General features: G+C 74.9%; 16 protein-coding genes. 9 read left to right on the forward strand and 7 right to left on the reverse strand.

Features of this window, described 5'->3' with window-relative positions; all coding sequences use genetic code 11:
• Positions 1–110 precede the first annotated feature (110 nt).
• Positions 111–3,308 carry a UvrD-helicase domain-containing protein gene (locus OG617_RS13710; RefSeq protein WP_405101864.1) on the forward strand — a complete coding sequence of 1,066 codons (3,198 nt, stop codon included), beginning with the start codon at positions 111–113 and terminating at the stop codon, positions 3,306–3,308.
• A 19-nt stretch (positions 3,309–3,327) separates the two neighbouring features.
• Here OG617_RS13710 and OG617_RS13715 read toward each other — a convergent pair whose 3' ends face one another.
• Both OG617_RS13715 and OG617_RS13720 read right to left on the reverse strand, forming a co-directional pair.
• Positions 3,328–4,080, reverse strand: a complete 753-nt coding sequence (locus tag OG617_RS13715; RefSeq protein ID WP_405101866.1) for a prepilin peptidase — start codon at positions 4,078–4,080, stop codon at positions 3,328–3,330.
• Positions 4,081–4,090: 10 nt separating this feature from the next.
• Positions 4,091–5,128, reverse strand: a complete 1,038-nt coding sequence (locus OG617_RS13720; protein ID WP_405101868.1) for an EamA family transporter — start codon at positions 5,126–5,128, stop codon at positions 4,091–4,093.
• Between the two features lie 559 nt (positions 5,129–5,687).
• Here OG617_RS13720 and OG617_RS13725 point away from each other — a divergent pair.
• From OG617_RS13725 to OG617_RS13735, 3 genes are all read left to right on the forward strand, one after another.
• Complete coding sequence (locus OG617_RS13725) at positions 5,688–6,125, forward strand: hypothetical protein (RefSeq protein WP_405103684.1); 438 nt, start codon at positions 5,688–5,690, stop codon at positions 6,123–6,125.
• 511 nt (positions 6,126–6,636) lie between these two features.
• Positions 6,637–7,083, forward strand: a complete 447-nt coding sequence (locus tag OG617_RS13730; RefSeq protein WP_405103686.1) for a hypothetical protein — start codon at positions 6,637–6,639, stop codon at positions 7,081–7,083.
• A gap of 159 nt (positions 7,084–7,242) precedes the next feature.
• Positions 7,243–8,478, forward strand: a complete 1,236-nt coding sequence (locus tag OG617_RS13735; protein ID WP_405101870.1) for an AAA family ATPase — start codon at positions 7,243–7,245, stop codon at positions 8,476–8,478.
• Positions 8,479–8,518: 40 nt separating this feature from the next.
• Here the strand turns inward: OG617_RS13735 and OG617_RS13740 are convergent, their stop codons facing one another.
• Positions 8,519–9,064, reverse strand: coding sequence for a GNAT family N-acetyltransferase (locus OG617_RS13740; protein ID WP_405103688.1), 546 nt, complete (start codon positions 9,062–9,064; stop codon positions 8,519–8,521).
• Positions 9,065–9,220: 156 nt separating this feature from the next.
• Here OG617_RS13740 and OG617_RS13745 point away from each other — a divergent pair, with 156 nt between their 5' ends.
• Both OG617_RS13745 and OG617_RS13750 read left to right on the forward strand, forming a co-directional pair.
• The gene (locus OG617_RS13745) at positions 9,221–9,763 is read left to right on the forward strand and encodes a DoxX family protein (protein WP_405101872.1); all 543 of its coding nucleotides are present in this window, start codon (positions 9,221–9,223) and stop codon (positions 9,761–9,763) included.
• 216 nt (positions 9,764–9,979) lie between these two features.
• On the forward strand, positions 9,980–11,434 hold the full coding sequence (locus OG617_RS13750) for a glycosyltransferase 87 family protein (RefSeq protein ID WP_405101874.1): 1,455 nt from the start codon (positions 9,980–9,982) through the stop codon (positions 11,432–11,434).
• Positions 11,435–11,494: 60 nt separating this feature from the next.
• On the opposite strand, the gene OG617_RS13755 is transcribed toward OG617_RS13750, so the two are convergent.
• From OG617_RS13755 to moaC, 4 genes are all read right to left on the reverse strand, one after another.
• Entirely contained in the window at positions 11,495–11,926 is a 432-nt protein-coding gene (locus tag OG617_RS13755) for a molybdenum cofactor biosynthesis protein MoaE (protein ID WP_405101876.1), read from the reverse strand.
• On the reverse strand, positions 11,923–13,182 hold the full coding sequence (locus OG617_RS13760; RefSeq protein ID WP_405101878.1) for a molybdopterin molybdotransferase MoeA: 1,260 nt from the start codon (positions 13,180–13,182) through the stop codon (positions 11,923–11,925). The genes OG617_RS13755 and OG617_RS13760 overlap by 4 nt, the downstream gene beginning before the upstream one ends.
• A gap of 103 nt (positions 13,183–13,285) precedes the next feature.
• Positions 13,286–13,756 carry a molybdenum cofactor biosynthesis protein B gene (locus OG617_RS13765; protein WP_387022387.1) on the reverse strand — a complete coding sequence of 157 codons (471 nt, stop codon included), beginning with the start codon at positions 13,754–13,756 and terminating at the stop codon, positions 13,286–13,288.
• A complete protein-coding gene (gene moaC, locus OG617_RS13770; RefSeq protein WP_405101880.1) occupies positions 13,753–14,244 on the reverse strand; it encodes a cyclic pyranopterin monophosphate synthase MoaC in 492 nt (163 codons plus the stop codon). Before moaC ends, OG617_RS13765 begins: the two co-directional genes overlap by 4 nt.
• Before the next feature lie 738 nt (positions 14,245–14,982).
• On the opposite strand from moaC, the gene OG617_RS13775 reads away from it, so the two are divergent.
• Genes OG617_RS13775 through OG617_RS13785 form a run of 3 tightly spaced genes read left to right on the forward strand, consistent with a single transcriptional unit; the run spans position 14,983 to position 19,516 of the window.
• A complete protein-coding gene (locus tag OG617_RS13775) occupies positions 14,983–17,514 on the forward strand; it encodes a putative bifunctional diguanylate cyclase/phosphodiesterase (protein ID WP_405101882.1) in 2,532 nt (843 codons plus the stop codon).
• Positions 17,511–18,884: a glycosyltransferase 87 family protein gene (locus tag OG617_RS13780; RefSeq protein ID WP_405101884.1), complete on the forward strand. Its 1,374-nt coding sequence runs from the start codon at positions 17,511–17,513 to the stop codon at positions 18,882–18,884. Before OG617_RS13775 ends, OG617_RS13780 begins: the two co-directional genes overlap by 4 nt.
• Positions 18,881–19,516, forward strand: coding sequence for a phosphoribosyltransferase (locus OG617_RS13785; protein ID WP_405101886.1), 636 nt, complete (start codon positions 18,881–18,883; stop codon positions 19,514–19,516). The genes OG617_RS13780 and OG617_RS13785 overlap by 4 nt, the downstream gene beginning before the upstream one ends.
• The last annotated feature ends 3 nt before the right edge of the window (positions 19,517–19,519 follow it).

Here is a 19,519-nt window from a genome sequence, read left to right on the forward strand (position 1 = left end):
CGGACGCGCACGCCTAGCGGGCGGCGGGCGGGGTGTCCAGGGAAGGATGCTCAGGTCACCCGTACGCGTGGCGGGGAGCGGCCGTCGGGACGGGCGTGACAGGATGCGGCGTGCTCCCGTTCAGCGCCGCACCCGCCGGTGGTCCCTCCCCGTTCGTCGCGGACCTGCACATCCACTCGAAGTACTCGCGGGCGTGCAGCCGTGACCTGACCCTGCCGAACCTCGGCTGGTGGGCCCGGCGCAAGGGCATCGGCGTGCTCGGCACCGGCGACTTCACCCACCCCGCCTGGTACGACCACCTGCGCGAGACGCTGCACCCGGCCGAGCCCGGCCTGTACCGGCTCAGCCCCGAGGCGGAGCGGGACATCGCCCGCCGGCTGCCGCCCCGGCTGGCCAGCGAGGCGGAGGCGGACCCGGTCCGGTTCATGCTCAGCGTGGAGATCTCCACGATCTACAAGCGGGACGACCGGACCCGCAAGGTGCACCACCTGATCTACCTGCCCGACCTGGACGCGGTGCAGCGGTTCAACACCGCCCTCGGCCGGATCGGCAACATCGCCTCGGACGGTCGGCCGATCCTTGGCCTGGACTCCCGGGACCTGCTGGAGATCACCCTGGAGGCCAGCCCGGACGGCTACCTGGTGCCGGCGCACATCTGGACGCCCTGGTTCTCGGCGCTGGGCTCGAAGTCCGGCTTCGACGCGATCGCCGACTGCTACGCCGACCTGGCCGAGCACGTCTTCGCCGTGGAGACCGGGCTGTCGTCCGACCCGGAGATGAACTGGCGGGTCGGCAGCCTGGACCGCTACCGGCTGGTGTCCAACTCGGACGCGCACTCCCCGCCCGCCCTGGGCCGGGAGGCCACGGTGTTCGCCTCCGGCCGGGACTACTTCGCCATCCGGGAGGCCCTGCGCACCGGTGACGGCCTCGCCGGCACCGTCGAGTTCTTCCCCGAGGAGGGCAAGTACCACGGCGACGGGCACCGGCTGTGCGGGATCAACTGGTCCCCGGAGCGGACCCGGGCCGCCGACGGGCGCTGCCCGGAGTGCGGCAAGCCGCTGACGGTCGGGGTGCTCAGCCGGGTCGAGGAGCTGGCCGACCGGCCCGAGGGGCACCGGCCTCAGCACGCCCGGGACGTCACCCATCTGGTCCCGCTGGCCGAGATCCTCGGCGAGCTGAACAAGGTGGGCCCAAGGTCCAAGAAGGTCGAGGGGAAGCTCAACGAGCTGGTCGCCGCGCTCGGCTCGGAGCTGGACATCCTGACCCGCGCCCCGCTGGACGAGATCGGCCGGGTCGGCGGGGAGCTGCTCGCCGAGGGGATCGGCCGGCTGCGCCGGGGCGACGTGCGCCGGGTGCCCGGCTACGACGGCGAGTACGGGGTGATCACCCTGTTCGACCCGAGCGAGCTGGGCGGGAAGGCGGCGGGGGAGCAGGCGGAGACGTTGTTCGACGTACCGGTGCCCGCGCAGCGGACGGCCGCGGAGCCGGCGGCGAAGGCGAAGGCCAAGCGGCCGGCGGCGGCGAAGGCCGAGCCGAAGCGGAAGGCCGCCCCGCCGGCCCCGCCCCCGCCGATTCCGCCGCAGCCCTCCCCGCACGAGCCGTTCGAGCCGATGCTCGCCGGGATGGAGGAGGTCGGCACCGGGCTGCTGGACCGGCTGGACGCGATGCAGCGGGTGGCCGCGTCCGCGCCGGGCGGGCCGTTGCTGATCGTGGCCGGCCCGGGCACCGGCAAGACCCGGACGCTGACCCACCGGATCGCGTACCTGTGCGCAGAGCTGAGCGTCTTCCCGGAGCGTTGCCTCGCGATCACCTTCACCCGGCGGGCCGCCGAGGAGCTGCGGCACCGCCTCGACGGGCTGCTCGGCCCTGTGGCCGAGGACATCACCGTGGGCACGTTCCACTCGCTGGGGCTGGGCATCCTGCGGGAGAACGCCGGGGCGGCCGGGCTGCCGGCCGGCTTCCGGATCGCCGACGACGCCGACCGGGCGGCTGCGAAGGCCGAGGCGGGCGAGGACCTGGCCGCCTACACGGCTCTGCTGCGCAAGCGGGACCTGGTCGACCTGGACGAGCTGCTCACCCTGCCGGTGGAGCTCCTGCGCGCCGACAAGAAGCTGGTACGGCGGTACCGGGACCGGTGGCAGTGGATCTTCGTCGACGAGTACCAGGACGTCGACGCCGTCCAGTACGAGCTGCTGCGGCTGCTCAGCCCCGCCGACGGCAACCTGTGCGCGATCGGCGACCCGGACCAGGCGATCTACTCGTTCCGGGGCGCGGACGTCGGCTACTTCCTGCGCTTCTCCGAGGATTTCACCGATGCCCGGCTGGTCCGGCTGAACCGCAACTACCGCTCGTCCGCGCCGATCCTGGCCGCCGCCGTGCAGGCCATCGCGCCGTCGTCGCTGGTCCGGGGCCGCCGGCTCGACCCGGCCCGGCTCGACCCGGAGGCCCCGCTGGTCGGCCGGTACGCCGCCGCGTCCGTCGCCGACGAGGCCGACTTCGTGGTACGCACCGTCGACGACCTGGTCGGCGGCCTGTCCCACCGGTCGCTGGACTCGGGCCGGATCGACGGCCGGGCCACGAGCCTGTCGTTCTCCGACATCGCCGTGCTGTACCGGACCGACGCGCAGGCCGCACCGATCGTGGACGCGCTGGCCCGGGCGAACATCCCGGTGCAGAAGCGCTCGCACGACCGGCTGCGGGACCGGCCCGGGGTGACCGCGATCGCCCGCGAGCTGCGGCACGCCGACGGCCTCGACGGCGGCCTGCCGGCCCGGGTCCGGCTCGCCGCCCAGGTGGTCGCCGACCGTTTCGCCGCCCCCACCCTCGACGGCTCCGGCTCGGTACGCCCCGAGGAGGCCCTCGCGGCGGCGGATCTGCTCACCCCGCTGGCCCGGCGCTGCGGCGACGACCTGGAGCTGTTCCTGTCCCAGCTCGCCACGGGCGCCGAGGTGGACGCCCTCGACCCGCGCGCCGAGGCGGTCACCCTGCTCACCCTGCACGCCGCGAAGGGCCTGGAGTTCCCGGTGGTCTTCCTGGTCGGCTGCGAGGACGGCCTGCTCCCGCTGCGCTGGCCCGGCTCCACCCCGGGCGAGGACGAGGTCGCCGAGGAGCGGCGGCTCTTCTTCGTCGGCCTGACCCGGGCCCAGGACCGCCTCTACGTCAGCCACGCCGCCCGGCGTGCCCGGCACGGGTCGGAGCGGGACTGCCGGCCGACGCCGTTCCTCGACGTGATCGACCCGGGCCTGTTCGAGCGCCTGGGCGAGACCGAACCCCGCCGACCCAAGGACCGCCAGCTCCGCCTGCTGTAAAAGGCTGCCCCCGGGGGCTTCAGCCGAGCAGGGCGGCGAGCCAGGCGCCGGCGAGCAGGGCCGGCCCGAGCGGCAGCAGGGTGTCCCGGCGGACCCGGCGGGCGGCCAGCAGGCCGAGCACCGCCAGCCCGTGCAGCGCGTGCGGCAGGACCAGCCCGGTCAGCAGCGTCGGCCAGCCCAACCAGCCGAGCGGCAGCCCCAGCACGGCGGCGAGCTTGACGTCGCCGAAGCCGAGCCGCGAGCCGGGCAGCAGGGCCAGCAGCGCGTACCCGGTGAACGACAGCGCCGCCCCGGCCAGCGGGCCGAGGAGCCGGTCCGGCCGGCCGGCGACCGACGCCGCCGCGACCAGACCGACCACCGCGGCGAGCGCCGCCACGCCGACCAGCGGGTCGGGCAGCCGCAGGCAGGCCAGGTCGACCACGGCGAGCACCAGCCCGAGCGCGGCCACCGCGAGGAAGGCCGGCAGCGCCGCCCCGACGCCCGACGCGACGCCGAGCCCGCCGAAGACGACCGCCCCGACCGCCGCGCAGGCCGACGCCCGGGCTGATGCGCGGGCCGGCACCCGATGCCGGGCGGGTGGGTCCAGGGAGGAACCCGCTCCGGCCGTACCGGCGGCGGACACCCCGGCAAGGGACACCCCAGCAACGGAAACCCCGGCGGGCGGCGTGCCGGTCGCCGGCCGGGTCGTGATGAACCGGCCGGCCAGCCACGGTGCGACGGCACCGGCAGCCGCGCCGAGAGCCGCGAGAAGGACAGGCAGCCCGGCGGACACCGGCCGGACGTTACCGCCGGGGCACCCGGCCCGCCGCCCCGGTCCGTCGTCCGAGGCGTTCCGTGCTCACCACCAGCGCCACCCCGGCGACGATCACCGCGCCGCCGAGCAGCACCTGGCTGGTCACCGGCTCGGCGGCCAGCAGCGCGCCGAGCGCGACCGCGACCACCGGGTTCACGTACGCGTACGTGGACACCAGCGAGATCGGCGCGTGATGCAGCAGCCAGACGTACGCGGTGAAGGCGACCAGCGAGCCGGCGACCATCAGGTACGCCAGGGCGAGCCAGGACCGGCCGGTGACCTGCCCGGGGTCGAAGTCGCGCAGTTCGCCCCGGGCGGCGGCGAGCACGGCCAGCGCCACGGCACCGGCGAGCATCTCGTAGACCGTGGCGACGAACGGGTCGGTCGGCATCGTCAGGCGGTTGGACAGGAACGACCCCACCGACCAGGAGGTCGCCGCCGCGACCACGGTCAGCGCCCCCGCCAGCGGCACGGCCGTCGACCCACCGGTCGGCAGCACCAGCAGGACCAGGCCGAGGAAGCCGAGGCTCACCCCGGCGAAGGTCCAGAAACGCGGCCGGTCCCCGACGGTCGTCCGGAGCAGGACGACCAACAGCGGGACGGTGGCGACCAGCAGCGCGGCCACGCCCGAGGGCACGGCCGACCCGGGTGGGCCGGACTCGGCGAGCACCACCAGTCCGTTGCCGCCGGCCAGCAGCAGCACTCCGACCAGCGCGGCCGAGCCGAGCCGACGCCGGTCGACGCGCAGGGCGCCCGCTCCCCGGCGTACCCGCAGGACGAGCGCGAGCACGGCGGCGGCCGCGGCGAACCGGAGGCTGGCCGAGGTGAGCGCCGGCAGCGACTCCACCGCGACCCGGATCCCGAGGTAGGTGGAGCCCCACAGCACGTAGACGACGGTCAGCGCGGTCCAGATCAGGGCCGGTCGGACCGGGGGCGGGACGGTTCCGGCGGGCCCGCCAGGTGCGGCCGGGCCCGCCGGTACGGGCGGACCGGTCGATGCCGTCGCACGCGGAGGAGGTGATGTCATCGGTTGGCCACGCTACGGTGACCACGGCGTCGGCGTCCTGTTTGGTGGCCGGCCTCACCGCTCGGGTAGGAGGGTGCGCATGTCGAACTACGGACCACCGGGTGAGGGCCCCGCCGGGCCGTGGCCCGCTAGACGACCGGGCGACGGGTACGACACACCGGCCGGGGCGTGGGCCCCCGACGGGTACGACAGGTCCTCCGGGCCGTGGGCAGGCGACGGTCAGGGGGAGTCGCAGACGGCTTACCCGCCTCGCCAGCCGGGGCACCACGGGCCTTCCGAGCGGGGCCCCCACCCGGCGGACCATGCGTCCTGGTCGGACGATCCGCGACGGTTCGCGCAGCCGTCCCGGGAGCCGCAGCCCGACCCGTGGGACCGTCCCCAACCGTGGCCCCACGAACCCGAGGTGTACCGGCCGGGCGGCGGCGGACCGGGGTACCCGGCGGCCCGGCGGCCCGGTGACCCGTACGTCACGGAGCCGTACCCGGGGCCCGGCCCGGGCCGGCCGGCGCACACCCGGGCACCGGCGCCGCCCCCGAGCCGAGGGCGCGGCCGGGGGCCGCTGATCGCCGTGCTCGCCACCCTGGTGGTGCTGCTGCTCGGCGGCGGCTCGCTGGTGTGGTACCTGCTGAATCGGGATGAAGCGCCAGAGGGCACCGGTCAGGCCCGGCCGACCGCTGACGCGACGCCGGAGGAGCAACCGGCATCCCCGACGGCCCCCGCCCCGACCGCCGCGGCCCCCGAGTCGTCGGCCGACCCCCGCTTCGTCAAGGCCGGGCAGTGCGTCCGCAACACGGGGCCGGCGGGTGGCAAGCCCAAGCTGCTGATCGCCCCGTGCGCCCCGAAGACGTACGAGGTGCTGCGCCGATTCGACGGGCAGACCAGCGGCGAGAAGGATGCCGAGGCGAAGTGCGCCAAGGTCACCGGGTACACCAATTGGTACTTCTTCGACAGTCAGCTGGACACCCTCGACTTCGTGCTGTGCCTGAAATCCCGCTGACGGCGCCGTCCCACCCGTCCTCGGCCCGCCGGACCGACCCGCCCCTCGCGGACGCGCCGCCGGCCACCACACCCCTGGGGAAGACATGGCAACCTACGGAACACCCGCCTCCGGCTCGCCCGACGACCCGTACGACCGGCCGCCCGTCGACCCGACCCTGCCCCAGTGGGGGCCGCCGCCGACCGGCGGCACGGAACCGCCGACCGCCCCGCTGTGGCGCCAGCCGCCCGCCGGTGGCTACCCGCCGCCCGGCGACCAGCCAGCGGGCGGTGGCTACCCGCCGCCCGGCGACCAGCCAGCGGGCGGTGGCTACCCGCCGCCCGGGCCCTACCCGGCAGCCGGTCAGCCCTCACCGCCCGGCCCCTACCCGCCCGTGGGCCAGCCGCCCGGGCCCTACCCGCCCGCCGATCAGCCGGCACCGGCCGGGCCGTGGGGTCCGCCGGCCCCCGCACCGGGGTACGGGTACGGGCCCGTCCCGCCCCCGACGAAGCGGAGCGGCCGGAGGATCGGCCTGATCATCGCCCTGGTGGTCGTGCTGCTGCTCTGTCCCTGCCTCGGCCTGGCCGCGTGGGGTGTCTGGAAGGCAGCCGACGACAAGGGCGGCCCGTCCGCCGGGCCGGCGGTCTCCACCCCTGCGGCGCCGACGTCCGAGCCGAGCGAGGAGCCGAGCGAGGAGCCGACGACGGCCCCCACCACGGCCGAGCCGAGCCCGACCAAAAGCCAGGGGCAGTACCTCACCAAGGGCGACTGCGTGGTCAACGACGGCACGGCCGCCGACGCCGACCTGCGGAAGGTGCCCTGCGGGCCGAACACCTACGAGATCCTGCTGCGCATCCCGGGCACCTCGAACGGAGACCGGTGCAAGACGCTGGCACCGAAGGCGACCGCGAACTACGTAAGCGACAACCCGCTGAACTCCCTCGACTACGTGCTCTGCCTCAGGAAGCGCAGCAACTAGACCCCGATAGCCGAAACTAGGGCTGTCTAGCGTGCGCGCTAGACAGCCCTAGTTTTGTCTCGACGACCGACGACCGGCGACCGGCGACCGGCGACACGCCGGTAGCGCCCTCTACGGATGTCTAGGTTTCCGGCTAGACGGCCCGATATTGTGCGATTCGTGGATCCGGTCCGCAACCCGTACGCCCCGGGCGCCGGCCAGCGCCCGCCCGAGCTCGCCGGGCGGGGGCGGGAGCTGGACGTCTTCGACGTGGTGCTGGAGCGCATCGCGCGGGGCCGCCCCGAGCGCAGCCTGATGCTCACCGGCCTGCGCGGCGTCGGCAAGACCGTACTGCTCAACACCCTCCGCTCGGAGGCCATCAACCACCTCTGGGGCAGCGGCAAGATCGAGGCCCGGCCGGACCAGTCGCTGCGCCGCCCGATCGCCGCCGCGCTGCACATGGCGGTCCGCGAGCTCGCACCCCGACACCGCGCCCCGGACCGCATCGACACGTTCCTCGGGGTGCTGAAGGCGTTCGCCCAGCGCTCCGCGCCCGCCGGCCGGGCCGGGGCGGCCCCGAAGCTGCGCGACCGCTGGCAGCCCGGCATCGACGTGCCGGCGGCCACCGGGCGGGCCGACTCCGGCGACATCGAGATCGACCTGGTGGAGCTGCTCAGCGACGCCGCCGCCGTGGCCGCCGACGTCGGCACCGGCATCGCGGTCTTCATCGACGAGATGCAGGACGTCGGAGCCGAGGACGTCTCGGCGCTCTGCGCCGCGTGTCACGAGCTGTCCCAGCTCGGCGCACCGCTGATCGTGGTCGGCGCGGGGCTGCCGCACCTGCCGGCGGTGCTCAGCGCCGCCAAGTCGTACTCGGAGCGGCTGTTCCGCTACCAGCGCATCGACCGGCTCGACCGGATCGCCGCCGACCGGGCGCTCTGCGCGCCGGCCGAGCGGGAGGAGGTCGAGTACGAGCCGAAGGCCCTCGACCTGCTCTACGAGAAGTCCGGCGGCTACCCGTACTTCGTCCAGGCGTACGGCAAGGCCACCTGGGACCACGCGCCCCGCTCCCCGATCACCGACGCGGACGTCCGGGTCGCCGCGCCCGAGGCGGAGGCGGAGCTGGCCGTGGGCTTCTTCGGCTCCCGGTTCGAGCGGGCCACCCCGGCCGAACGCGAGTACATGCGGGCGATGGCGACGCTGTCCCTGATCGAGGGGGACACCGGCGGCCGGGACGACATGGACGCGGCGGTGCCGACCGCCGAGATCGCCCGCGCGCTCGGGCGCAAGCCGGCCAGCCTCTCCCCGGCGCGGGACGCGCTGATCAAGAAGGGGCTGATCTATTCCGGGGAACGCGGGACGGTCGCCTTCACCGTGCCGCACTTCGGCCGCTACCTGCGCACCCAGCCGGCCTGACCCGGGCACGGAGGGCGTTGGCCAGGTCTCGGGCCGGCGGTCAGACCCTCGACCAGGGCGGCGGGAAGAGCACCTCGCCGCAGGGCACCGGGCCCTCCCCGCTGGTGCTGGGTGGCAGGACCAGCGCCTGCCACGGGTCGCCCAGGCCGGACCACGGGCTGGTCAGCCCCATCCGGTCGGCGCGGGTGAAGCCGAACCGCCGGTAGAAGGCCGGGTCGCCGAGCACCACCACCAGCCGCTCGCCCAGCTCGGTGGCGGCGTCCAGGCCGGCCTGGACCACGGCCGTGCCGTGCCCGACCCGCTGCCGGTGCGGCGCGACCGCGACCGGGCCGAGGGCCAGCACCGGGGCGGTGCCGCCGTCGTGGTGGATCCGGACCCGGGTGAACAGGGCGTACCCGACCACCTCGCCGCCGTACTCTGCGACCATGGCCAGCTCGGGAATCCAGGCGTCGGTGTCGCGGAGCTCGTCCACCAGCCCCACCTCGGGCGGGGCCAGCACGTCCGGGCGGGCGAACGCCGCCGCCAGCACCCGGCGGACCGGGTCGGTGTCGGCCGGACCCTCGGGGCGGAGCCGCAGCGTGGTCACCCGGGCGAGGTTACCGGCCGGAGCCCGTCCACCAGCGACGGTCGCCTCGATCGGCGTGGCGGTCCGGATCATGGGTACGCCTCCGGCGTCCACGTCGGCCGATCGGATCGGGCCGTTGCAGGGGTAGCCGCCGCCGCGACGGGGTATGACTGATCCATGAAACCCGTGCGCTCCCTCGCCCGCGTCATGTTGAGCGGCGTCTTCGTGGTCAGCGGCGCCCGCAGCTTGCAGAGCCCGGGACGGCTGGTGCCGGCCGCGAAGCCGGTGACCGACCGGGTCGGCCCGCTGATCCAGCAGGTCTCCCCCCGCATCCCCACCGACACCGAGACGCTGGTCCGGATCAACTCGGCCGCCCAGCTGATCGGCGGCCTGATGCTGGCCACCGGGAGGTTCACCCGCCCGGCCGCGCTGGTGCTCGCCGGCACGCTGGTCCCGACCACCGTCGCCGGTCATCCCTTCTGGAAGGGCGAACCGGCCGAGCGGGCACAGCAACAGACCCAGTTCATGAAGAATCTCGGCCTCCTCGGCGGGCTGCTGCTCGCCGCCGCCGACACCGAGGGGAAGCCGGGTCTGCGGTGGCGGGCCGGGCACCGGATCGGCCACTCGCGACGGTCGGTGCAGCGGGCCGTCCGGACCGCCCGCCGGGAGGCCCGGATCGCCGTACGTTCGGCCGCCACGGCACGCCGACTGCCCGGCTGACCTGCGGCGCGATGCTCCCCCTCCCCCGGCCCTTCCCCGCTAAGGGCGCGAATTACCTGAACCGCCCGGTAGGCGTTAACGCGGTGGAAATGTAAAAAATCAGTGTGGGATCGGACACGGTCGCATAACGCGGGAGGCATTAACGTGAGGCGCCGTTCTAGGCTCCGTGCTGGACCTGGACGGGTAGGACGATCTTGGTACGGGGGTGGCCACGCCATGCCGGCGACCGTCGGACGACGGATGGACCGCCTCACGCCGATCCGCCGCGTGACCCGGTTGACCCGTCGGGTCGACCGCAGGACCGCGGTGCGGGTCGGTGTCGTGACCGCCGTCGCGTACGCCGCGTGGTTCGCCATCGGCGCCTTCGGGCGGCCGTACAACTTCTTCGACATGAAGATCTACCACGGCGCGGTGGCGTGGTGGATGAACGGCAACGAGCTGTACGACTTCATCGCCCCCTCCACGACGCTCGGCTTCACGTACCCACCCTTCGGCGGGCTGATCATGCTCCCGATGGCGTTGGTGCCGGTGCAGGTCGCCGGCTGGTTGAACGCGCTGGCCAGCATCGCCGCCCTCGCCCTCGTCCTGGCCGGCCTGCTGCGGCCGGTCGTGGACCGGCTCGGCTGGCCCCTCTGGTTCACCGTCGGCATCGCGACGCCGATGGCGGTGGCCCTCGAGCCGGGCCGCGAGACCCTCGGCTACGGCCAGGTCAACCTGCTGCTCTTCGCGCTGATCATGGCCGACCTGATCGGTCTGCGCTGGCGGGCGAAGCGGGGCACCCGGTTCGACCCCGCCGACGGGCCGCTGCGGCGCTTCGTGTTCAGCGGGGCCTGGGCCGGGGTCGGCATCGGCCTGGCCACTGCCGTCAAGCTGACCCCCGCGCTGTTCATCGTGTACCTCATGATCACCCGGCAGTGGCGGGCGGCGGCCACGGCGGTCGGCACCACGATCGGGGTCACCCTCGCCGGCTTCGCCCTCGTCGGCACCGAGTCCCGGGCCTACTTCGGCAGCGTGCTGTGGCAGACCGAGCGGGTGGGCGCGGCCGACATGACGCCCAACCAGTCCCTCGCGGGCCTGCTGGCCCGGCTCTACGACTCGATCGAGACGCCCGGCCTGCTCTGGTTGTCGTTCTCGGTGCTGATCCTGGCCCTCGGGCTGTCCCGGGCCGTCAGCGCCCGCGCCGACGGCGACGAGCTGACCGCGTTCACCCTGGTCGGGCTCACCGCCAACGTGATCAGCCCGATCTCCTGGTCGCACCACCTCGTCTGGGTCATTCCGGCGATCATCGTCCTGGCCGACGCGGCGGTACGCCGCCGGGAGGCGAGCCGGGGGTCGGTGCAGCGCACCGGCCAGGTGTCGTCGTACAGCGGGCTGCCCGGGGTCAACGGGCTGCGCCCACCGATCTGGTACCCGACGCTCACCGGGCTCCGGCACGGCGTGGCGGCGGTCGGGCTCTACCTGCTGTTCCTGACCTCGCCGATCTGGCCGTACGAGCACCAGCTCCCCGAGGTGTCGCACTACCAGGACGGCCTGTTCGGGGCGCTGATGGAGAACTCCCTCGCCGTGGCCCTGATCGTGCTGGTCGCCGCGCTGCCGTGGCGGCCCGGCGCCGAGCCGGCCTTCTACGCCGACCGGTTCGGCCGCACCTCCCTGGTCAACGGCCGCAGCTGAGGCTCCGGCGGTCGCCGAGGGCACGGCAGCTGACCCGGGCAGCGCACCTGCCCGACGGCGTCAGGGACAGTTGACCCACTCCTCGGTGCCATCGGCGAACACCTGCCGCTTCCAGATCGGCAGGCGTGCCTTCACCTCGTCCACCAGCCGGGCGCAGGCGGCGAACGCGGCAGCCCGGTGTGCGGTGCTCACCGCCGCGACCAGCGCCACGTCACCGATGCCGAGCGGGCCGACCCGGTGCGACACCGCGACCGCGTACACGTCCGGGTCGGCCGCCACCTCGGCGGCGACCTCCCGGAGCACGGCGACCGCGCTCGGGTGGCCCTCGTACTCCAGGCTGATCACCGCGCGGCCGTGGTCGTGGTCGCGGACCATGCCCTGGAACGACACCACCGCCCCGGCCCGCCGGTCGGCGACGGCCGCCTCGTGGGCGGCCAGGTCCAGCGGCTCCTCGGTTACCGTGCCGAAGACCGTCGACTCCTCGATCGTCACCAGGCCCGTTCCCCCGGAAGCAGGGGCAGCGGCACGACCGGCACCCGCGCGCCCGGCTCGCCCGTGGTGCCGGGGCGGATGACCGCGAACCCGTCCGCGCCGGCCAGCCCGCGCAGCATCGCCGACCCGACGTGCCGGACCGGGTGGGCAGTGCCCGCCGCCCGGTCCAGCCGGACCAGGGCCAGGTGGGTGTGGTCGCCGCGACCGGGCACCGGCTCGGCGAGCGTGGCGTGCGGCAGCGCCGGCATCGGCCGTCCCTGCAAGCCGGCCAGCAGCGGCGCGACCAGCGAGACGAGCGCCACGATCGCCGACTGCGGGTTGCCGGGCAGGCCGGCGATGAAGCGCGCCCGGCCGTCCGGGTCGGTCAGCCGGGCCAGCAGCATCGGAAAGCCGGGACGGACCGCGACCGTGTTCACCACGTAGTCCGCGCCCAGCGCCTCCAGGGCCGGGTGCAGGTGGTCGACGGGACCGCGCATCGTCCCGCCCGTCGTGCAGACCACGTCGGCCGTTGCCAGTGCCGCGCGCAGGGCCGCCACGTGCGCCGGCAGGGTGTCGGCCACCGGGCCGACCACGTCGGCCGGGCGCACCTGGCAGCCGTACCGGCGCAGCCAGGCCGGCACGGCCGGGCCGAGGGCGTCGCGGACCCGGCCGTCGGCCGGCGGGCCCGAGGTCAGCAGCTCGTCACCGAAGACCAGCAGCGCGGCGCGGGGCGGGCGGCGCACCCGCAGGACGTCGTGCCCGCAGGAGGCGGCCAGACCGATCACCGCCGGGTCGACCGGGGCGCCGGCGGGGAGCAGTTCCTCCCCCGCGTACGCCTCCTCGCCCGGCCGGCGCCACTCAGGGCTCGGTCGGGGGGTGCCGGCGACCCGGCCGTCGGCCGCCCGGGTGGACTCCTCGATCCGCAGGATCGCGGTGACGCCCTCGGGCACCATCGCGCCGGTGGCGATCTCGACGGTGGTGCCGTCCTCGGCCAGCGGGGACGGGTTGCCGCCGGCCAGGACCCGACCGACGATCCGCCACGGCCCGCCCCCACGCACCGCCCAGCCGTCCACGCTGGAGGTGGGGAAGGCCGGCAGGTCGGTGCGGGTGGCCAACGGCTCGGCGAGGGTGTGCCCGTCGGCGTCGGCGAGCGGCCGGCTCACGGCGGGCAGCGCGGCGGCCAGGCCGACGGCGTACACCCGGGAGCGGGCCTCCTCCCAGCCCGCCGGCGGCGGTACGGCGACCTGCTCGGCGGCGGACGCGGTTTCCGTGCTCACCGGCTGAGCCTATCCTCGGGCGGTCCGGCCCGCCCCGCCAGTGGCCGGTCGGCGCAGCCCGCGCGCCGGCCCTATGGGCGGGACCACCCCGCCCGCCGGACCGTCAGTGGTCGCCGCCGCGCAACTGGTCGACGGCGTGGGCCAGGATCGGGCCGAGTACCGCGAGGCCGTCGCGGGCGCCGCCGGTGGAGCCGGGCAGGTTGACCACCAGCATCCGGCCGACCACCCCGGCGACGCCCCGGGAGAGCGCCGCCGTAGGCACCTTGTCCCGGCTGTGCGCGCGGATCGCCTCGGCGATGCCGGGGATCTCATGGTCGAGCAGCGCGCGGGTCACGTCCGGCGTCCGGTCGGTGGGGGTGATCCCGGTGCCGCCGCTGGTCAGCACGACGTCGACCCCGGCGGCCAGGGCGGCCCGCAGCGCCTCGCCGACCGGCTCGCCGTCGGGCACCACCACCGGGTCGTCGACCTGGCAGCCCAACTCGCGCAGCCCGGCGGCGAGCAGCGGGCCGCTGGTGTCGGCGTAGACGCCGGCCGCAGCGCGGTTGGAGGCGACCACCACCCGGGCGCGGATCACGGCCGGTCCTCCGGCCGTAGCCAGCGGCCGGTCTTGCCGCCCTCCTTGCGCAGCACCCGCACCGCTTCCACCGACGCCGCCGGGTCGACCGCCTTGACCATGTCGACCAGGGCCAGGCCGGCGACCGCGACCGCGGTCAGCGCCTCCATCTCCACGCCGGTGCGGTCGGCGGTCCGCGCCGTGGCGGTGATCTCGACGGTGTCGTCGGTCAGGGTGAGGTCGACCGTCACCCCGTGCAGCGCGATCGGGTGGCAGAGCGGGATCAGGTCGGGGGTCCGCTTCGCGCCCATGATGCCGGCGAGCCGGCCCACGGCGAGCGCGTCGCCCTTGGGCAGCCCGTCGCGGCGCAGCAGGTCGACCACCTCGGGGGTGGTCCGCAGCCGGCCGGCGGCCACCGCGAGCCGGCCGGTCACCGCCTTGGCGGAGACATCGACCATGCGGGCCGCGCCCGCCGTGTCGACGTGGGTGAGCTGCGTGGGATCGGTCACGGTCGCGAGCCTATCGTCCGGTACGCCCCGGGCCCGGGCCCGGCCAAAGGCCGGGGGTCGGGGCGCGGCCCGGCGCCGTCGTGGCCGGCGCCGGGGTCCGGATCGGGGCGACGGGTCCCAGGGGCGGGCGTTCGGGCGACGAGGAACCGACTCGAACAAGCCGGGTGCCGTTCACGTGGGAATGGGGCGCCGCCGCGGACCGGGCGAATGGGCAGGCCCGAGAATTGATTGCTACGGCATTCGGTCGCGCATATGTATACAAACTTAAACAAAACCTTGCAAAAGCGCGTCGGACTCCGCGCGCCGAACGGACACCGGACCGTCACCACAATTCACCGCCCCGTTGAACGACCGCACCAGGGGGTACCAACACCAGCGCAAACGGCTATGGACGGACCGGGGAGAGACGGGAAGGAAGCCCGCTCCGATAATTATGCCGAGAACTCCCAGGAGTTACGCTGTGGGTTTTCGCATCAGAACGGTGAGTGACAGGAACGGTACTCATTAGCGCATTCTGCGCATATGGACATGCAATGCCGCGAAGGCCCATCAAACGTCATAAGATTCTGCGTGTCAGCCAAGCCCGGGCAGGCATCGGTCGACGAAGTTTCTTTAGACGAAAGGCGGGACCATGAAGGCTCACGACTGGCTCTGATCGAACTCTTCACCCGAGACCTGACCGGCCGTAAAGTCCGAGATACGCACTGCCAGGAATCATCGGCGGCAGAGGGACTGGACGTGGCTGGGAGCGCAAGACGCGACAGTGAGACCGATCGGCGGCTTCTGCTGCTTGTCGGTCTCGTCGTGCTGTGTGCCGCCACCGCGGTCTTGCTCAGCCTGCGCGACATCGGGTTCGGCGGCCCGCCGAGCGCCCGGGAGCTCACCAGCGCGGCGACCGTCGCCTTCCTCGTGGCGGTAGGCGCCACCGTGAACGTGCGAATCCGCATCCGGGCGACGACCCACGGCGTCTCCTGGACCGAGGTCGCGGTGCTCGTCGGGCTCGCGGTGGCACCCGTGCCCTGGGTGATCCTCGCGACCGGCCTGGGCGTCGGGTTCGTCCGGGGCATCCTCCGGGTGGCGCCCCTCAAGCTGGCGTTCGGCGTGGCGAAGGACATGGTCACCGCGGCCGTCGGCGGGATGGTGCTGCTGACGGCCGGCTGGAGCTGGCCCATCGGCGGGTCCGTCGGCCGGCCGATCTGGGCGCTCGTCGCCGCGTACCTCGTGGTCGTCGTCCTCGACGAGGTGCTGACGTTCCCGGTCATCGCCCTCGCCACCCGCACCCGGGTCCGCGACCTGTTCCGCGAGCACTACGACCTGCGCATCGCCAGCGCCGCCGCCCGGTTCGCCGTCATCGTCTCCACCCTGCTGATCCTCAACAGCAACCCCAGCTTCCTGATCGTCGTGCCGCCGCTGGTGCTGAGCCTGCACCTTGCCTACTCCAGCCGGGTCCGCAACCGGGCGGAACGCGACGCCTGGCAGCGGCTCGCCCGGACCACCGACGCGCTCAACGTCGTCGACCTCGACAAAGTGCTCACCACCGCCGTCACCCAGGCCGCCGAACTGTTCTCCGCGGACGAGGTGGAGATCGCCCTGCGCGAGGGCACCCGGACCGTCCGGGGCGCCGCCGGCACCCTCACCTACGACGGGCCCGCCGACCAGGCCGGCGCGGTGGACGGGTCGGCCATCGAGGTGCCCCTCGAAGGGCCCGATCGGGCCGTCGACATCGGCGCGCTGCGGCTGCGGTTCCGGGGCCCGGTCCGGCTCTCCGAACGCGAGCAGTACACCCTGCGCACCTTCGCCTCCGCGCTGTGCACCGCCCTGCGCAACGCCCAGGCGTACGCCGAATTGGCCCGCGTCGCCGACGAGCACGCGTACGCGGCGACCCACGACGCGCTGACCGGCCTGGCCAACCGGCGGCACCTGCTGGAGCAGGGCACCGAGCAGCTCAACGCCCGGTACGCCGACGGAGTGACCGCACTGGTGCTGATCGACCTCAACCACTTCAAGGAGGTCAACGACACCCTCGGCCACGCCGCCGGCGACCGGGTGCTCATGCAGGTCGCCGGCCGGCTGCGCGGGGCCGCCCACGGCGACGACCTGGTGGCCCGCCTCGGCGGCGACGAGTTCGCCGTGCTCCTGCGCGGCCTGCCCGCCCCGGCGGTGGCCGCCCACCGGGCGGAGGCGCTGCTCGCGGCGCTGCACGAGCCGCTCGACCTGGACGGCATGCGGATCAGCGTCGAGGCCAGCGGCGGCATCGCCGTCGCACCGGCCAGCGGCGGGGTCGCCGAGTTGCTGCGCCGCGCCGACGTGGCGATGTACCAGGCGAAGCGGGCCGGCCAGCGGATCTCCACGTACGCCCCGGCCCGGGACACCGCCGACCTCGGCCGGCTCACCCTCGGCGGGGAGCTGCCCCGCGCGGTCGCCGACCACGAGTTCACCGTCAACTTCCAGCCGATCGTCGACCTCGGCACCGGCGAGGTGACCAGCGCGGAAGCCCTGGCCCGGTGGCACCACCCGGTGCACGGCATGATCGACCCGCTGCGCTTCCTGGAGGCAGTGGAACGCTCCGGGCTGCTCCCGGCGTTCGCCGAGGCGATCCTCGACCAGGCGTTGATCGCCGCCGGCAGCTGGCGGGCGGCCGGCTTCGACCTGTCGGTGGCGGTCAACGTGTCGCCGCGCAGCCTGCTCGACGCCCGTTTCCCCGGCTCCGTGCTGGCCCGGCTGCGCGCCCACGACCTGCCGCCGGACCGGCTGGTCCTGGAGCTGACCGAGACGCTGACCCTCAGCCAGCTCGACGTGGTCGACCGGGTGCTCACCCGGCTGCGCGACGAGGGCGTCCGGCTGGCCCTGGACGACTTCGGCACCGGCTACTCCTCGCTCTCCCTGCTCTCCCGGATCCCGGTCCACGAGCTGAAGATCGACCGCAGCTTCGTGTCGGTCATGGAGGCGTCGGCGGAGGCCGCCGCCGTCATCCGGTCCACCCTCGACCTGGGCCGCAACCTCGGGCTCACCGTGGTCGCCGAGGGGGTGGAGAGCGAGCCGCAGCGCCGTGCGCTCTGGGAGCTGGGCTGCACCGCCGGGCAGGGCCACCTGTTCGGCCGGCCGGTGCCGGCCGGGACGCTGCTCTCCACGCTGCACCGGGGGTTCGGCGGTCGCCCCGGCATCCTCGCCCCGCCGCTGCACGACGCGGGCGCCGTACTCCGGCTCCCCTCCGGCCGCCGGCAGGGCGGCCGGGGCCGTGGGGAGCGTCTGCCACACTTGCCCGCGTGACCGCCGCCGCCGACCGGACCACCCGCACCTCCGCGAGCTGGCGGAGGGTCGACCGGGCCGCCGGCGGCCTCGCCCTCGACATCGGCCTGTACGCCGTCTCCGCCGCGTTCGCGGCGGTCACCGCAGCCACCTCCACCCTGCCGCCGCACCGGGCCTGGGGAACCGTCGCCGCGTTCGGGTACCTGTTCGCCGCCGTCGCCGTCGCGGGTCAACTGGCCGCCCGGCGGCGCGACGCCGCCTCGTCCCTGGCCGGCCTACCCGGTCGCTGGGCGGTCACCGGCCTCGCCTGGGCCGCCACCACCGTGCTGCCGCTGGTCCAGCAGGGCGCCCAGCGGGCAGCCGGCCGGACCGACCGGGCACAGGAGGAGGTGGTGGTCGTCGAACACGCCGGCGCCCGCCTCGCCGAGACCGGCACCCCCTACCTCGGGCACGACGCGATCGCCGCGCTCCCCGCCGACGAGCGGCTGCTCGGCTACACCCCGTACCAGCCGGGAATGGCCCTGTTCGGCCTGCCCCGGGCGGTCGCGGACGGCTGGTGGACCGACGCCCGGCTGTGGTTCGCGGTCGCCACCGCGCTGGCCCTCGCCCTGGCGGTCCGTGCCCTATGCCCGACCGACCGGGCCAACCGCACCGACCGCACCGACCGGGCCGACCGGGCAGCGGCGGTGCTGCGGGGCGTCCAGGCGGCCACCGTGCTGCCGATCTGCGCGCTCACCCTGGCCACCGGCGGCGACGACCTGCCCGTGCTCGCCCTCTGCCTGCTGGCCCTCGCCCTCGCCGCCGTCGACCGGCCGGGCCGCGCGGGCCTGGCCGTCGGGCTGGCCGGCGCGCTGAAGCTCTTCGCCTGGCCGGTCGCCCTCGTCCTGATCGCCTGGGCTGCGACCCGGCGCTCCACCGGGCGGCTCGCCATCGGCGCGCTCGGCGTCCCGGCGCTCGCCCTGCTCCCCGCGCTGCTGGTCGACCGGGACGCGCTGGTCGAGAACGTGCTGCGCTTCCCGCTCGGCCACGGCCTGGTCACCAGCCCGGCGCAGTCCCCGTTCCCCGGGCAGTTGATCGCGACCGCCCTGCCCGCCGGCCGGGTGGTCGCCGCCGCCCTGCTGGTCGCGGTCGGCGTCGGGATCGCCGTCCGGCTGCTGCGCCGCCCGCCCCGCACGGCCGCCGCCACCGCCCTCATCTGCGGGTACGGGCTGCTCGCCGCGATCCTGCTGATGCCGTCCACCCGCTTCGGGTACCTGCTCTACCCGGTCGCCCTGCTGGTCTGGGCACCCGCCCTCGCCCGCCCCGAGCCGGACGATCTCCGCCCCCCGACCGGTCGTTCTCGCCAGACTGCCGGCGCGGGCCGGCCCGCAGGGCGTACACCTGAGGAATGACGACGACCTACCCCGACCGAGAGGACGCCGGCCAGGTCCTCGCCGACCGGCTCACCGGGCTGGCCGACCGGCCAGACGTCACCGTGCTCGGGCTGGTCCGGGGCGGGGTGCCGGTGGCCCGGGTGGTCGCCGAGCGGCTCCACGCCCCCCTCGACGTGCTGGTGGTGCGCAAGCTCGGCATGCCGATGGCACCCGAGGTCGCCTTCGGCGCGCTCGGCCCCAACGGGGTGCGGGTGCTCAACGAACTGGTGGCAGCCCGGGTCGACCCGGGGGAGGTCGCCGAGGTGCAACGCCACGAGCAGGCGGAACTGGAGCGCCGGGAACGCCGCTACCGGGCCGGGCGCCCCCCGCTCGACCTGACCGGACGGACCGCCGTCATCGTCGACGACGGCCTGGCCACCGGGGCCACCGCCCGCGCCGCCGTCCAGGTGGCCCGGCAACTCGGTGCCCGACGGGTGGTCGTCGCGGTCCCGGTCGGCGCCGAGGAGGCGTACGAGATGTTGGTCGCCGAGGCCGACGAGGTGGTCTGCGTCCAGCGGCCCGCCGGCTTCGGCTCGGTCAGCAGCTACTACGAGGACTTCCACGAGGTCTCCGACGACGAGGTGACCGACCTACTCGCCGCAATCGGGTGACAT

Source organism: Micromonospora sp. NBC_01412 (assembly GCF_045040215.1).
Classification (GTDB): domain Bacteria; phylum Actinomycetota; class Actinomycetes; order Mycobacteriales; family Micromonosporaceae; genus Micromonospora; species Micromonospora rubida.